Source organism: Streptomyces sp. NPDC007088 (genome assembly GCF_042869355.1).
In the GTDB taxonomy this organism is placed as follows: Bacteria; Actinomycetota; Actinomycetes; order Streptomycetales; family Streptomycetaceae; genus Streptomyces.
Window position 1 is genome coordinate 464,492 of the sequence record NZ_JBIAFO010000002.1, and the last position, 14,353, is coordinate 478,844.

The 14,353-nt window shown below is 72.4% G+C and carries 9 protein-coding genes; 5 read left to right on the top strand and 4 right to left on the bottom strand.

The window, feature by feature from the left end; all coding sequences use genetic code 11:
* Positions 1-239: 239 nt before the first annotated feature.
* From ACFYMP_RS05165 to ACFYMP_RS05185, 5 genes are all read left to right on the top strand, one after another.
* Positions 240-1,049 (top strand): carbon-nitrogen hydrolase family protein, encoded by an 810-nt coding sequence (locus ACFYMP_RS05165; RefSeq protein WP_388850683.1) that lies wholly within the window; start codon positions 240-242, stop codon positions 1,047-1,049.
* A 101-nt stretch (positions 1,050-1,150) separates the two neighbouring features.
* Positions 1,151-1,585 carry a MerR family transcriptional regulator gene (locus ACFYMP_RS05170; protein WP_388851025.1) on the top strand — a complete coding sequence of 145 codons (435 nt, stop codon included), beginning with the start codon at positions 1,151-1,153 and terminating at the stop codon, positions 1,583-1,585.
* Positions 1,582-1,947, top strand: a complete 366-nt coding sequence (locus tag ACFYMP_RS05175) for a thioredoxin family protein (protein ID WP_388850685.1) — start codon at positions 1,582-1,584, stop codon at positions 1,945-1,947. The genes ACFYMP_RS05170 and ACFYMP_RS05175 overlap by 4 nt, the downstream gene beginning before the upstream one ends.
* A gap of 261 nt (positions 1,948-2,208) precedes the next feature.
* Complete coding sequence (locus tag ACFYMP_RS05180; protein WP_388851028.1) at positions 2,209-4,458, top strand: HelD family protein; 2,250 nt, start codon at positions 2,209-2,211, stop codon at positions 4,456-4,458.
* Positions 4,459-4,604: 146 nt separating this feature from the next.
* Positions 4,605-5,051 carry an SRPBCC family protein gene (locus tag ACFYMP_RS05185; RefSeq protein WP_388850688.1) on the top strand — a complete coding sequence of 149 codons (447 nt, stop codon included), beginning with the start codon at positions 4,605-4,607 and terminating at the stop codon, positions 5,049-5,051.
* A gap of 551 nt (positions 5,052-5,602) precedes the next feature.
* Here ACFYMP_RS05185 and glgB read toward each other — a convergent pair.
* The 4 genes from glgB to ACFYMP_RS05205 form a co-directional block, all read right to left on the bottom strand.
* Complete coding sequence (gene glgB / locus ACFYMP_RS05190) at positions 5,603-7,948, bottom strand: 1,4-alpha-glucan branching enzyme (protein WP_388850691.1); 2,346 nt, start codon at positions 7,946-7,948, stop codon at positions 5,603-5,605.
* Between the two features lie 240 nt (positions 7,949-8,188).
* Positions 8,189-9,763, bottom strand: a complete 1,575-nt coding sequence (locus tag ACFYMP_RS05195) for a maltokinase (RefSeq protein WP_388850694.1) — start codon at positions 9,761-9,763, stop codon at positions 8,189-8,191.
* Positions 9,764-10,118: 355 nt separating this feature from the next.
* Positions 10,119-11,843 (bottom strand): maltose alpha-D-glucosyltransferase, encoded by a 1,725-nt coding sequence (gene treS / locus ACFYMP_RS05200; RefSeq protein WP_388850696.1) that lies wholly within the window; start codon positions 11,841-11,843, stop codon positions 10,119-10,121.
* A complete protein-coding gene (locus ACFYMP_RS05205; protein WP_388850699.1) occupies positions 11,840-13,840 on the bottom strand; it encodes an alpha-1,4-glucan--maltose-1-phosphate maltosyltransferase in 2,001 nt (666 codons plus the stop codon). The genes treS and ACFYMP_RS05205 overlap by 4 nt, the downstream gene beginning before the upstream one ends.
* Positions 13,841-14,353 lie beyond the last annotated feature (513 nt).

Here is a 14,353-nt window from a genome sequence, read left to right on the forward strand (position 1 = left end):
TCTTCCGGCGCCCCCCGTTCCCCCGCGCGGGCGTGCCGGGCCGTGGCCCGGGACAGGCGAGAGGGTGACGAGGACCGGGACCCACGAGAGGATGGTCCGGGCCCGCGAGCCGGCGGCCGGCCCCGCGTCGGGCCGACGGGCCGGTGGGCCGCCGGATCGGCGGGCCGCCGGATCGGCGGGCCGGCCGAGGGCGACTGCGACGACTACGACGACTGCGACGACGAGGAGGCAGCGCACCGATGAGGATCGCGCTCGCACAGCTCACCACGGGACCCGACCCGGCGCGGAACCTGGACCTGATCGAGGAGTACACGCGCCGCGCCGCCGACGGGGGCGCCCGGCTGGCCGTCTTCCCCGAGGCGTCGATGGCCTGCTTCGGCGTCCCGCTCGGCCCCCTCGCCCAGCCGCTGGACGGCCCCTGGGCCGAGCGGGTCCGCGCACTCGCGGCCCGGTACGGGATCGTCCTCGTCGTGGGCATGTTCACCCCGGCGCCGGACGGCCGGGTCACCAACACGCTGCTGGCCACGGGGCCGGGCGTCGAGGCGGCCTACGACAAGATCCACCTGTACGACGCCTTCGGCTTCCAGGAGTCGCGTACGGTCGCGCCCGGTTCCGAGGTCGTCACGATCGAGGTCGACGGTGTCCGTACCGGTCTCGCGACCTGCTACGACGTGCGCTTCCCCGAACTCTTCCGCGCGCACGCCGACGCGGGTGCCGCGCTGACCGTCCTGCCCGCCTCCTGGGGGGCCGGCCCCGGCAAGCGCGAGCAGTGGGAGCTGCTGGTGCGGGCACGGGCCCTGGACGCCACGCTGTGGGTGGCCGCCACCGGGCAGGCCGACCCGGCGCACGGCGCGCCCGGGGGGACCGCCACCTCCGGCGCGGCGCCCACCGGCATCGGGTACAGCCTCCTCGCGGGCCCCGACGGCACGGTGCGGGCCGCGGCGAAAGCCGCCCCCGAGCTGCTGTTCGCCGAGGTCGACCCGGGCGAGACGGAAGCGGTGCGCGAGGCGATCCCGGTCCTGGCCAACCGCCGCCTGCCGCGGGCCTGAGCGCCGTCCTTGCCCACCGCCCCCTCCGCCCCGAGCCGGGGCGCCGCGCTGGCCTTGACCCCGGCGTCAAGGACTACGTTCCTGTCATGCCAAGCGGTGAGATGCGTATCGGTGTACTGGCCGCGCGGGCCGGGACGACGACCCGGACCCTGCGCTACTACGAGGCGCGCGGACTGCTGCCCGCGCGCCGGGACGGCAACGGTTACCGGACCTACGGGGAGGAGGACCTGCGGCTCGTGCGGCAGATCCGGACCCTCCAGGACTTCGGCTTCGGGCTGGAGGAGACCCGGCCCTTCGTGGAGTGCCTGCGCGCCGGACACCCCGAGGGGGACTCGTGTCCGGCCTCGCTCGGGGTCTACCGGCGCAAGCTCGGCGAACTCGACGAGCTGATCGAGCGGCTGGTCGCCGTACGGGCGGCGGTCGGCGGTCAGCTGGAGCGCGCCGAGCGGGCGGTACGCACGCTCGCCGAGGACGTGGCCGGACCGGGAACCCCCGGCCCGCGATGCGAACTGACAGGAGAGGTGATCCCCACATGACGGCGACCCGGCTGAACGAGGTGCCCGAGGTGAGCGACGAGGACTTCGGGGCGGAGGTACTGCTGTCCCCCCGCCCGGTCCTGGTCGAGTTCACCGCCGACTGGTGCCCGCCGTGCCGGCAGATGGCGCCGGTGCTCTCCGCGCTCGCCGAGGCGGAGCGGGAGTGGCTCAAGGTGGTCCGGCTCGACGTGGACTCCAGCCCGGAGACGACCCTGGAGTACGGCGTCCTGTCCATGCCGACCCTCATGGTCTTCCGCGACGGGGAGCCGGCCGGCTCGGTCGTCGGCGCCCGCTCGGGCCGCAGGCTGCGCGAGGAACTGGACCGCTTCCTGGGCCGAGGAGCCGAGGGGCCGAGGAGCTGAGGGACTGAGGCGGAGAGCGAGGCCGAGCGACGGGCCCGCGCCGGCCGTCCGAGGTGACCGGCCGTCGGAGGTGAAGGGGAAGAGCGCACAAAAAATGCCCTGGCCGCTTGAGGCCGGGGCATGTGGCTGCGTATATTGGTCAGTTCTGTGTGTCGGATAATTCCTCACACAGCGACCTTCTCTTTACACTTTATCCGGCGAGGAGCTGCATTGTCAACCGAGGCACACGAGGCGACCGAGAACGGCGGCGGGGCCGCGGAACTGCGGGCCGAACAGGAGTACGTCGATCTTCTGCACGCCTGTCTCGACGCCCTGCGCGCCCGCGCCGAAGGCTCCGCCCAGGCCGCGCTCGGACAGGTCGGGCAGGGGCACCAGGCCAAGCTGGAACGCGACGTCGCCGCCTTCGAGTACCGCAGGACGGCCGCCGAACTCGGCGGGGTCGAGGACGGGCTCTGTTTCGGCCGCGTCGACCTGCGCGGCGGTGAGAGCCACCACATCGGGCGGATCGGCCTGCGCGCCGAGGACCGGGAACGCACCCCGCTGCTCATCGACTGGCGCGCCCCGGTCGCCCGCCCCTTCTACCTCGCCACCGGGCACACCCCGATGGGCGTGCGCAGGCGCCGGCACCTCACCACGAAGGGCCGTACCGTCACCGCCCTGCACGACGAGACGCTCGACCTCGACGGCGCGGTGCCCGGGGAGTTTGAGAACCCCAGCGGGGACGCCGTGCTGCTCGGCGCGCTCAACGCCGCCCGCACCGGCCGCATGAGCGACATCGTGCGCACCATCCAGGCCGAGCAGGACGAGATCATCCGCGCCCCGCACCAGGGCGTACTGGTCGTCGAGGGCGGCCCCGGCACCGGCAAGACCGCCGTGGCCCTGCACCGCGCCGCCTACCTGCTCTACACGCACCGCGAGCGGCTCTCCCGCAGCGCCGTCCTGATCGTCGGCCCCAACGGCGCCTTCCTCAACTACATCGGGGAGGTCCTGCCCTCCCTCGGCGAGACCGGCGTCTGGCTCGCGACCCCCGGCGAGCTGTACCCGGGCGTCCGCGCGACCGGTACCGACACCCCGCGCGCCGCCGCCGTCAAGGGCGCCGCCGCGATGGCCGGGGCGCTCGAACGGGCCCTCGCCGACCGCGAGGCGCTGCCCGACCCCGTCCTGGAGATCGCGCACGAGGACTACGGCATCCTCACCCTGGACCGGGCCACCGCGGCCGAGGCCAGGGACGGGGCCCGCGCCGCCCTGCTGCCGCACAACCTGGCCCGCCCGCACTTCGCCTTCCGGGTCATCGACGCGCTCACCGCCCAGCTCGCCGACCGCATCGGCGCCGACCCCTACGGCGGGCCCAACCTCCTCGACCCCACCGACATCGCGGAACTCGGCAAGGAGATCGCCGCGAGCCCCGCCGTCCAGGAGGCCATCGAGACGCTGTGGCCCCGGCTGAGCCCCGAACGCTTCCTGACCGACTACCTCGCCGAGCCCACCCACCTGCCCGACGCGGACGCCGACGCGATCCGCCGCGCCCCCGGCACTTGGTCCGGCTCCACCTTCACGCCCGCGCCCTGGACCCCCGCCGACGTACCGCTCCTGGACGAGGCCGCCGAACTCCTCGGCGAGGACGACAGCCTGCGCCGCGCCGAGACCGAACGGCGCCGCCGCGAGGACGTCGCCTTCGCGCAAGGCGTCCTGGACGTCGCGCACGCCTCCAGGACCTACGAGTTCGAGGACGAGGAGTCCGAGGTCCTCGGCGTCCAGGACCTCATCGACGCCGAACGCCTCGCCGAACGGCACGAGGAGGACGACCACCGCAGCGCCGCGGAACGCGCCGCCGAGGACCGCACCTGGGCCTTCGGGCACATCATCGTCGACGAGGCGCAGGAACTCTCCGCGATGACCTGGCGGCTCCTCATGCGCCGCAGCCCCAATCGCTCGATGACCCTGGTCGGCGACCCCGCGCAGACCGCCGACCCGGCCGGCCTCGGCACCTGGGACGCGATCCTCGCCCCCTACGTCGGCGACCGCTACGCCTTCCACCGGCTGGACGTCAACTACCGCACCCCCGCGGAGATCATGGACCTGGCCGCCGCCTTGCCGCGCTCCCGGAACCCCGCCTTCGAGCCCCCGCGCTCGGTGCGCTCCACCGGCGTACGGCCCTGGGCCCGTGCCCGCACCACGGAGACCCTCGCGGACGCCGTGGCCGAGGCGGTCGCCGAGGCCCTGCCCCGCGAGGGACGGCTCGCGGTCCTCGCCCCGCGCGCACTGCACCACACCCTGGTCACCCGGCTGCCCGAGGTGTCCGCCGGCACCTCGCCCGACCTCACGAGCCCCGTCGTCCTGCTCGACCCGCGCCAGGCCAAGGGCCTGGAGTTCGACGAGGTCCTGGTGGTCGAACCGCAGCGCTACGCCGACAGCGACCTGTACGTCGCGCTGACCCGCGCGACGCAGCGACTCGGCCTGCTCCACACCGAACCGCTCCCGGACGCGCTGGCCATAGCGCTGAAGGCGTAAGGGGAAGGGGGAACGGGGGACGGGGGCGGAGGTGACGGACCGCGGTCACGAGGCCGGTCCGTCACCTCCGTCCACCCGCACGAGGCCGCACTGGACGGGCCGCCCCTGGCAGGATGGGAAGCACCGGTCGACTCCTGGGAGCACACGTGCCGCACTTCGAGATCGTCACGGCCCTGTCGGCCCCGCCCGAGCGGGTGTTCGCCGCGTGCCTCGACGTGGAGGCGCACACCCGGTCGATGGCCTCCTCCGGCGAACAGGCCGTCGGCGGCACCACCTGGGGCGCCCTGACCCTCGGCCAGTCCGTCACCTTCCGGGCCCGGCACTTCGGCCTGACCTGGCGGCTCACCGCCCGCATCACCTCCTGGGAACCGCCGAGGCACTTCGTGGACGAGCAGGTGTCCGGCCCGTTCAGGAAATGGCGCCACGCCCACACCTTCGAGCCGGACGGCGGGGGCGGCACCGTCATGACCGACACCGTCGAGTTCGCCTCCCCCCTGGGCCTCCTCGGCCGCGTGGCCGACCGCGCCGTTCTCGGCTGGTACATGCCGCGGCTGATCACCTCGCGCAACACCTATCTGGCCGCGAGTCTCTGACTGGCTCCCCGCCAGAGGAACTACGCGTCCTGGTGGGACGACCTTCGTACGGCTCTCGGCAGTCTCGCAGCGGTACGGACCGACCGCATGGCCGTACGGCAGGCTTATCCGGACCGCGCGATGCCGCAGTACCTAGGCTTCCTGAGCGGCCCGGTGCCGACGACGCCGCCCGAGTGGTCCACCGCACACGGTGACCTGCACTGGGCGGACCTCGCCGGACCCGCACTCGTGATCCTGGACTGGGAGGGGCGGGGCATCGCCCCGGCCGGTTACGACGCCGCCCTCCTGCACGCCTACAGCCTCGCGGTGCCCGAGACCGCCGGGCGCGTCCGCCAGGAGCTGTCCGTGCATCTCGACACCGAGTCGGGGCGCTTCGCGGAGCCGGCGGTCATCCCGGGACTTCTCCGGAGCGCCGAACGAGGGGGCAGGCCCTGGGCTTGTACCGGCCCTCAAGGAGTGGGCTGCGACGGTGTGAAGCCGGCTGCGTCCCGCGTGATGAGAGGGCGGGCCGATGTCCGCGACCTGCCCGCCCTCTCACCTCATTCCCGCTCTCACACCGGCCGCAGCCACACCGTCGCGAGCGGCGGCAGGGTCAGGCGCAGGCTCGCCGGGCGGCCGTGGGCGCCCGTGGGTTCGGTCTTCACCGGCTGCGGGGCGGTGACGCCGGAGCCGCCGAAGCGTTCCGCGTCCGTGTTCAGGACCTCCTGCCAGGCGCCGAACTCCTCCGGTACGCCGAGCCGGTAGTCCTCGCGCACGACCGGGGAGAAGTGGCTGACCGCGAGCAGTGGGGCGCCCTCCTTGTCGTAGCGCAGGAAGGCCAGGACGTTGTCCTCGGCGGCGTCGCCCGCGATCCACGAGAAGCCGCCCGGGTCGGTGTCCCGCTGCCACAGGGCCGGCGCCGCCCGGTACACCGCGTTCAGTTCGCTCACCAGATCCTTGACGCCCCGGTGGTCGGCCTGGGCCGGGTAGTCGGGGTCCAGCAGCCACCAGTCCGGGCCGCTCGCCTCCGACCACTCCGAGCCCTGCGCGAACTCCTGCCCCATGAACAGGAGTTGCTTTCCGGGGTGGGCCCACATGAAGCCGAGGTAGGCGCGTACGGTGGCCCGCCGCTGCCACCAGTCGCCCGGGATCTTCGACACGAGCGATCCCTTGCCGTGCACGACCTCGTCGTGCGAGATGGGCAGCACGTAGTTCTCGCTGTACGCGTACACCATCGAGAAGGTCATCTCGTGGTGGTGGTACTTGCGGTGCACCGGCTCCTTCGCCACGTACTCCAGCGAGTCGTGCATCCAGCCCATGTTCCACTTCAGCCCGAAGCCGAGCCCGCCGAAACCGCCGGGGCCCGACTGGTCGGTGGGCCGGGTCACCCCGTCCCAGGCCGTGGACTCCTCGGCGACCGTCACGATCCCCGGGTTGCGGCGGTAGACCGTCGCGTTCATCTCCTGGAGGAAACGCACCGCGTCCAGGTCCTCCCGGCCGCCGTACACGTTCGGCGACCACTGGCCGTACTCGCGCGAGTAGTCGAGGTAGAGCATCGAGGCGACGGCGTCCACCCGCAGCCCGTCGATGTGGAACTCCTCGCACCAGTAAGTGGCGTTCGCGACGAGGAAGTTGCGCACCTCGGTGCGGCCGAAGTCGAAGACCAGCGTGCCCCAGTCGGGGTGCGCCGCGCGCCGTGGGTCGCCGTGCTCGTACAGCGGGAGCCCGTCGAACTCGGCGAGCGCCCACTCGTCGCGCGGGAAGTGCGCCGGCACCCAGTCCATGAGGACCCCGATGCCCGCGCGGTGCAGCGCGTCGACCAGGAAGCGGAAGTCGTCCGGGGTGCCCAGGCGCGAGGTCGGGGCGTAGAAACCGGTGACCTGATAGCCCCAGGAACCGCCGAAGGGGTGCTCGGCCACCGGCATCAGCTCGACGTGCGTGAAGCCCGTCTCCTTGACGTAGGCGGGCAGTTCCTCGGCGAGCTGCCGGTAGGTGAGCCCCGGCCGCCAGGACGCCAGGTGCACCTCGTACACCGAGAAGGGCGCCTCGTGCGGGGGCCGGTCCGCGCGGTGCGCGAGCCAGTCCGCGTCCTGCCACTCGTAGTGCGAGGCGTCCACCACGGAGGCCGTCGCGGGCGGCACCTCGGTCCTGCGCGCCATCGGGTCGGCCTTGCGGGAGAGGGAACCGTCCGGCCGGGTGATCTCGTACTTGTACAGCTCGCCCTCGCCGACCCCGGGCAGGAACAGCTCCCACACCCCGGTCGCGCCGAGCGAGCGCATCGGATGGCCCACGCCGTCCCAGTAGTTGAACCCGCCGATCACCCGCACACCCCGCGCGTTCGGCGCCCACACCGTGAACCGGGTGCCCGTCACCCCGTCGACCGTCATGATCCGCGCGCCCAGCGCCCGCCACAGCTCCTCGTGCCGGCCCTCGCCGATCAGGTGCAGGTCGAGGTCGCCGAGCGCGGGCAGGAAGCGGTACGGCTCCTCGCACAGCAGCGGCTCGTCCCGACCCGGGTAGGTCACGAGCAGCCGGTGGCGGGTGGGGCCGGGCAGCGCCGCCGAGAAGAAGCCGTCGCCGTCGGCGTGCAGCTCGATGCGGGTGCCGTCCTCGTCGACGGCCGCCACGGCGGTGGCGTGCGGCTTCAGCGCCCGTACGACGCAGCCCGTACCGTCCGGCGCGGGATGCGCGCCGAGCACCGCGTGCGGGTCGTGATGGGTCCCGGCCAGCAGCCGCCGCCGGTCCCCGTCCGGGACGGTGGCGGGCGAGGGGGCCCCGGCGGGCCCGGCGGTCGCGGCCGGGGTCAGGGCGAGCGCCGCTTCGCCGGGCTCCTCCTTGGGCGCGGGCAGAAAGGCCGGCGGCTTCTGCGGCTTGGCCTTCTTGGGGATCTTGCGGGAGGACGACGAGCGGGGGGTCACGGGAGAAACCTCCTCGGAGACGGGGCGGACGGACGGACAACAACGGGACGTACGGAACGGGACGGACAGCAGGGTGGGACAGACGCGGGGGCGCGGCGGGCCGGCCCCGGAGCGAGCCTGGCACGGACCGGCCGCCCCCGCCGCGCGGCCCGGCGCGAACGCTCCACGCGGCCCGGCACGAGCGCTCCGCGGGCCCGGCGCGAGCGCCTCGGGCCGCTCAGCGACAACGCCTCGGGCCGCTCAGCGAAAACGCGTCGGGCGGCGGCCAGGCCACGGTTCGCCGCGCGCCTCGGCCGCCTCCTCCCGGCCGCGGGTCCCCGGCCGGCCCGGGGCGGGGACGGGCTCCGGGGGGCCGCCGGGCGGCGAGAGCCGGCCCGTGCCGCCCGCGAGCCGCTCGATCGCCGCGAGCGGCACCGGCAGCCAGTCGGGGCGGTGCCGTGCCTCGTACAGCACCTCGTACACGGCCTTGTCGGTCTCGTAGGCGCGCAGCAGATCCGCGTCCTGACGCGGGTCCTGGCCCGAGACCTCCGCGTAGCCCGCGCAGTAGGCGGACCGGCAGTCGTTCGCCCACTCGGGTGCCCACGGCTCGTGCGAGCGGGCCGCGTAGTCGAAGGAGCGCAGCATTCCGGCCACGTCCCGCACCGGCGGGAAGGGCATCCGGCGTTCGGCGAGCGGCCGGGCCGGTTCGCCCTCGAAGTCGATGACCGACCAGTAGCCCTCGGCGGACCGCAGGCACTGGCCGAGATGCAGATCGCCGTGCACCCGCTGCGCCGTCCAGGTCCTGCCCTCCTCCCCGGCGCGGCCCAGCCGCGCGAAGGCGTCCCGCAGGCCGGGCACGTACGGGCGCAGCTGCGGTACGGCCGAAGCGGCGCTCTCCAGCCGCTGCTCCATGGCGGAGGCCAGCGCGGTGAGCTGCGCCCGGCCCAGGGTCACGGTGGGCAGCGCCTCGGCGAGCGCGGTGTGCACCTCGGCGGTCGCGCGGCCCAGGGCATGCGCGTCGGCGGTGAAGTCCTCGCCCGCCGCCAGCCTGCGCAGCGCCCTCTCCCAGCCGTCCTCGGAGCCCTTCAGGAAGGGCTGGAGCACCCCGAGGACGTACGGCTCGGCCTGCTGCCCGGCCGGCACGTCCCGCGGTTCCGCCTGCATCCAGGCGACCGGGGCCGGAACCCGGGCGCAGCCCTGACGGGCCAGCACCATCGGCAGTTCCAGATCCGGGTTGGCGCCCGGCACGACACGGCGGAACAACTTCAGGATGAGGGTGTCCCCGTAGATCAGGGAGGAGTTGGACTGCTCGGAGCCCAGGGCCCTCGGGGACAGGCCGACCGGGATGGCGGCCCGCGAGTCCCGGCCGAACCGCAGATCGCCCTGACGCCCCGGCAGCCGCATGCGTTCCAGCAGCAGCTCGGCCGGGCGCGGGTCCTGCAACGCCTCGTACACGGTGTACCCGGCGAGCGGGCCCTGCTCCAGGCGGCCGATCAGGGCGGACGCCAGCCGCGGGGGCAGTTCGCGGCGCACCCCCAGCAGCAGCTGGTAGCAGTCGGCGCTGAGGTCGCCCTTCAGCCCGGCGGCGGTCTCCGTGGAGTGCTGACCGGCGCGCACCAGCAGGTGCAGCAGCCCCGGCGTGCCCGAGTCGCCGCCGTGGGGCAGCAGTTCGGTGGCCGAGACGAGGTCGAAGCCGGTGACGGGGCGGCCCTTGCCCGCGAACCAGCGCTGCCGGGGCAGCCAGGCACGCAGTAAGGGGTCGAGGGAGGCGAGCAGTTCCCCCGGTTCCGGAGTGGGCTGGGGGGAAGGAACGAGCGTGCTGGGAGCATCCGACATGGCGGCGGTCGCGTCCTTTCCCCGGGTACACCTGCAGGATCGCGCGCCCGTGCCCCGGAATCGGCATCCGGCGAGCGGACAGTGCGCGCAGCCCCACGGTGACCGGCGGGGCAGTAGGGAAGTGGTCCGTACGGGCGACGAGCCGAAAAGAGATACGACCCGTCCGGTGGTACCGGTATCCGGGAGGGTGCCCAGGGTCGGACACAGTATGCGGGTCGGGGCCCATCGGACGTCCGGCTCGTGTACGGGATTTCCCTGGCCGAAACCATACGGGTACGCGGGGGACGGGGCGACCGCAGCCGCCCCGCCCGCCCGCGTGTCGCGGCCCCGGTGCACGGGCGGCGCGACGGCCGTACTACAGCGGCGCGGCGTCCTTGCGCAGCCGGAACCAGTAGAAGCCGTGGCCCGCCAGGGTCAGCAGGTACGGCAGCTCGCCGATGGCGGGGAAACGCACCCCGCCGATGAGTTCCACCGGATGGCGGCCCGCGAAGGACTGCAGGTCCAGCTCGGTCGGCTGCGCGAAGCGAGAGAAGTTGTGCACGCACAGCACGAGGTCGTCGCTCTGGCCGTCGGCCGAGGGCAGCTCGCGCAGGAACGCGAGCACCGCCGGGTTGGAGGACGGCAGTTCCGTATACGAGCCGAGGCCGAAAGCCGGGTTCTGCTTGCGGATCTCGATCATCCGGCGGGTCCAGTGCAGCAGCGAGGCCGGGGCCGACATCGCGGCCTCGACGTTCGTCACCTGATAGCCGTAGACCGGGTCCATGATGGTCGGCAGGTAGAGACGGCCCGGATCGCAGGAGGAGAACCCGGCGTTGCGGTCCGGGGTCCACTGCATCGGGGTGCGCACCGCGTCCCGGTCACCGAGCCAGATGTTGTCGCCCATGCCGATCTCGTCCCCGTAGTACAGGATGGGGGAGCCGGGCAGGGACAGCAGCAGCGCGGTGAACAGCTCGATCTGGTTGCGGTCGTTGTCGAGCAGCGGGGCCAGGCGCCTGCGGATGCCGATGTTGGCCCGCATCCTGGGGTCCTTGGCGTACTCGGAGTACATGTAGTCGCGCTCTTCGTCCGTCACCATTTCGAGCGTCAGCTCGTCGTGGTTGCGCAGGAAGATGCCCCACTGGCAGCCCGAGGGGATCGCCGGGGTCTTCGCGAGGATCTCCGAGACCGGGTAGCGCGACTCGCGCCGCACCGCCATGAAGATGCGGGGCATCACCGGGAAGTGGAAGGCCATGTGGCACTCGTCGCCCCCCTTCGAGAAGTCCCCGAAGTAGTCGACGACGTCCTCCGGCCACTGGTTGGCCTCGGCGAGGATCACCGTGTCCGGATAGTGCGCGTCGACCTCGGCCCGCACCCGCCGGAGCATCTCGTGGGTGCGCGGCAGGTTCTCGCAGTTCGTGCCCTCCTCCGCGTACAGGTAGGGCACGGCGTCCAGCCGGAAGCCGTCGATGCCGAGGTCCAGCCAGAACCGCAGCGCCGCGAGGATCTCCTCCTGCACCGCCGGGTTCTCGAAGTTGAGGTCGGGCTGGTGCGAGAAGAACCGGTGCCAGTAGTACTGCTTGCGCACCGGGTCGAAGGTCCAGTTGGACGCCTCCGTGTCGACGAAGATGATGCGCGCGTCCTTGTACGCCTTGTCGTCGTCGGCCCAGACGTAGTAGTCGCCGTACGGGCCGTCCGGGTCCTTGCGGGACTCCTGGAACCACATGTGCTGGTCGCTCGTGTGGTTCATGACGAAGTCGATGATCACACGCATCCCGCGCTGGTGCGCGGCGTCCACGAACTCCACGAAGTCCGCGAGGTCCCCGAACTCCGGCAGCACGGCCGTGTAGTCCGAGACGTCGTACCCGCCGTCACGCAGCGGGGACTGGAAGAAGGGGGGCAGCCACAGGCAGTCCACCCCCAGCCACTGGAGGTAGTCCAGCTTCGCCGTGATGCCCTTGAGGTCGCCGATTCCGTCGCCGTTGCTGTCCTGGAAGGACCGCACCAGCACTTCGTAGAAGACGGCGCGTTTGAACCAGTCGGGATCGCGGTCCTTGGTGGGTGTGTCCTCGAACTTGTCGGGGACGGGTTCGTTGACGATCATGATGCGGGTGACCCTCCGATCAACGGGGACGGTCGCAGGGCGAAGACGTGCGCGGGCGTGACGCCCGGCTCTAGGCGCACGTAGTTGGCCCTGCCCCAGTGGTATGTCTCGCCGGTGAGCTCGTCGCGCACCGGAACGGTCTCGTGCCAGTCGAGGCCGAGTGCCGGCATGTCCAACGAGACCGTGGCCTCCTGGGTGTGGTGCGGGTCGAGGTTCGCGACCACCAGTACGGTGTCGCCGCCCGCCCGTTTGGAGTAGACGATCACCTCCTCCTTGTCCGCGTGGTGGAAGTGGACGTCCCGCAGCTGCTGGAGCGCGGGGTGCCTGCGGCGGGTGCGGTTGAGCTTGGTGATCAGCGGCGACAGGCTGTCGCCGGAACGTTCCGCCGCCTCCCAGTCCCGGGGCTTGAGCTGGTACTTCTCGGAGTCCAGGTACTCCTCGCCGCCCGCCTTGAGCGGCGTGTTCTCGCACAGTTCGTACCCGGCGTAGATCCCCCAGGTGGGCGAGAGCGTGGCGGCGAGCACCGCCCGCGTCTCGAAGGCCGGGCGCCCGCCGTCCTGGAGGTAGCCGGGCAGGATGTCCGGGGTGTTCGCGAAGAAGTTCGGACGCATGTACGAGGCGGCGTCACCCGACAGCTCCGTCAGGTACTCCGTCAGTTCCCGCTTCGTGTTGCGCCAGGTGAAGTACGTGTACGACTGCTGGAAGCCGATCTTCCCGAGCGTGTGCATCATCGCGGGCCGGGTGAACGCCTCCGCCAGGAAGATCACGTCCGGATCGGTGCCGTTGATGTCCGCGATGACCTTCTGCCAGAAGACGACCGGCTTGGTGTGCGGGTTGTCGACCCGGAAGATCCGCACCCCGTGGTCCATCCAGAACCGCAGTACCCGCGTGGTCTCCGCGATCAGCCCCGGCATGTCCTGGTCGAAGGCGATCGGGTAGATGTCCTGGTACTTCTTCGGCGGGTTCTCCGCGTACGCGATCGAACCGTCGGGCCGGTGCTGGAACCACTCCGGGTGCTTCTGCACCCACGGATGGTCCGGGGAGCACTGGAGCGCGAAGTCCAGCGCGATCTCCAGCCGCAGCTCGCCGGCGCGGCGCACGAAGGCGTCGAAGTCCTCGATCGTCCCGAGGTCCGGGTGCACCGCGTCGTGCCCGCCGTCCGGCGAACCGATCGCCCAGGGCACGCCCACGTCCTCGGGCGCCGGGTCCAGGGAGTTGTTGCGGCCCTTGCGGAAGGTCGTGCCGATCGGGTGGACCGGCGGCAGGTAGACCACGTCGAAGCCCATCGCGGCGACTGCGGGCAGCCGGCGCGCGGCCGTCTCGAAGGTCCCCGAAACCGGCGGCCTGCCGGCCTCGACCACCGCGCCCTCGGAGCGCGGGAACAGCTCGTACCAGGAGCCGAACAGCGCCCGGCGCCGCTCGACCCGCAGGGGCAGCGCCTTCGAGGAACTGACCAGTTCGCGCAGCGGGTACCGGCCGAGGACCGTGTCCACCTCGGGGGTCAGGGCGGCGGCGAGCCGGGCGGCGGGGGAGCGGGAGGTGTCGCGCAGCGCGTCGGCCGCCTCCAGCACCGTCTCCCGCCGGCCCTCCGGCTTCGGCACCCGTTTCGCGGCCCGCTCGTACAGCAGCGCGCCCTCCTCCAGCACGAGTTCGGTGTCGATACCGGCCGGGATCTTGATCCCCGCCGTGTGGCGCCAGGTGGCGACCGGATCGCTCCACGCCTCCACCTTGTACGTCCAGCGGCCCTCCACGTCCGGGGTGACGTACGCGCCCCAGCGGTCGGTACCGGGCGCCAGCTCGCGCATCGGCGTCCACGGGCCGCTGCGGCCGTCGGGAGAGCGCAGGGCCACGTTCGCCGCGACGGCGTCATGGCCCTCGCGGAAAACGGTCGCGCTGATCAGAAAGGTCTCGTGGACCACCGCCTTAGCGGGGCGGCGGCCACAGTCGACGAGAGGGGACACATCCAGCACGGGGATGCGACCGATCGGGGATTTCACGGCATCACCTGAGGGCAGTACGGGTGCGGGGGCAGAGACGTCGTCCGAGGACTTCGCCTCGGACCGGTGTATCGGCACCGGGGACGGCGCCATTGACTGGTGGTTCGCTCGCTTCCTTCGCTGGCGCGCTGTGGGCATGACCGCTCCTGTCCGCGTTCACCCGAATGGGCGGATGTGGGGGAGCTGCTGGGGTCCTGCGGCGGGTTACCGCTGGAGCCTTCCCCTGCAATCCGTATGGGCAACCCGACGCTGTGTTAACTACTCGCGCGTAAGGACGCACACGTTTCCGGTCCCGTCACACAGCGACGGGACCGGAAACGGAATCCGTCACCCGATGATCGCTCCCGTACCTGATGATTCTTCAGGGACGGGCGGCGGTCTGCGAGCGGAACTGGGCAAAGAGGTTAGGACGAGGTGAATCTTTCGGGCTCGGTCCGTCTCCCGCCGCTCCCGCCCCCGGCGCGCCCCCAGGCCCACCAGCCCCCGGGGTGCGCCGTGGCCCGCCCCGGGGTG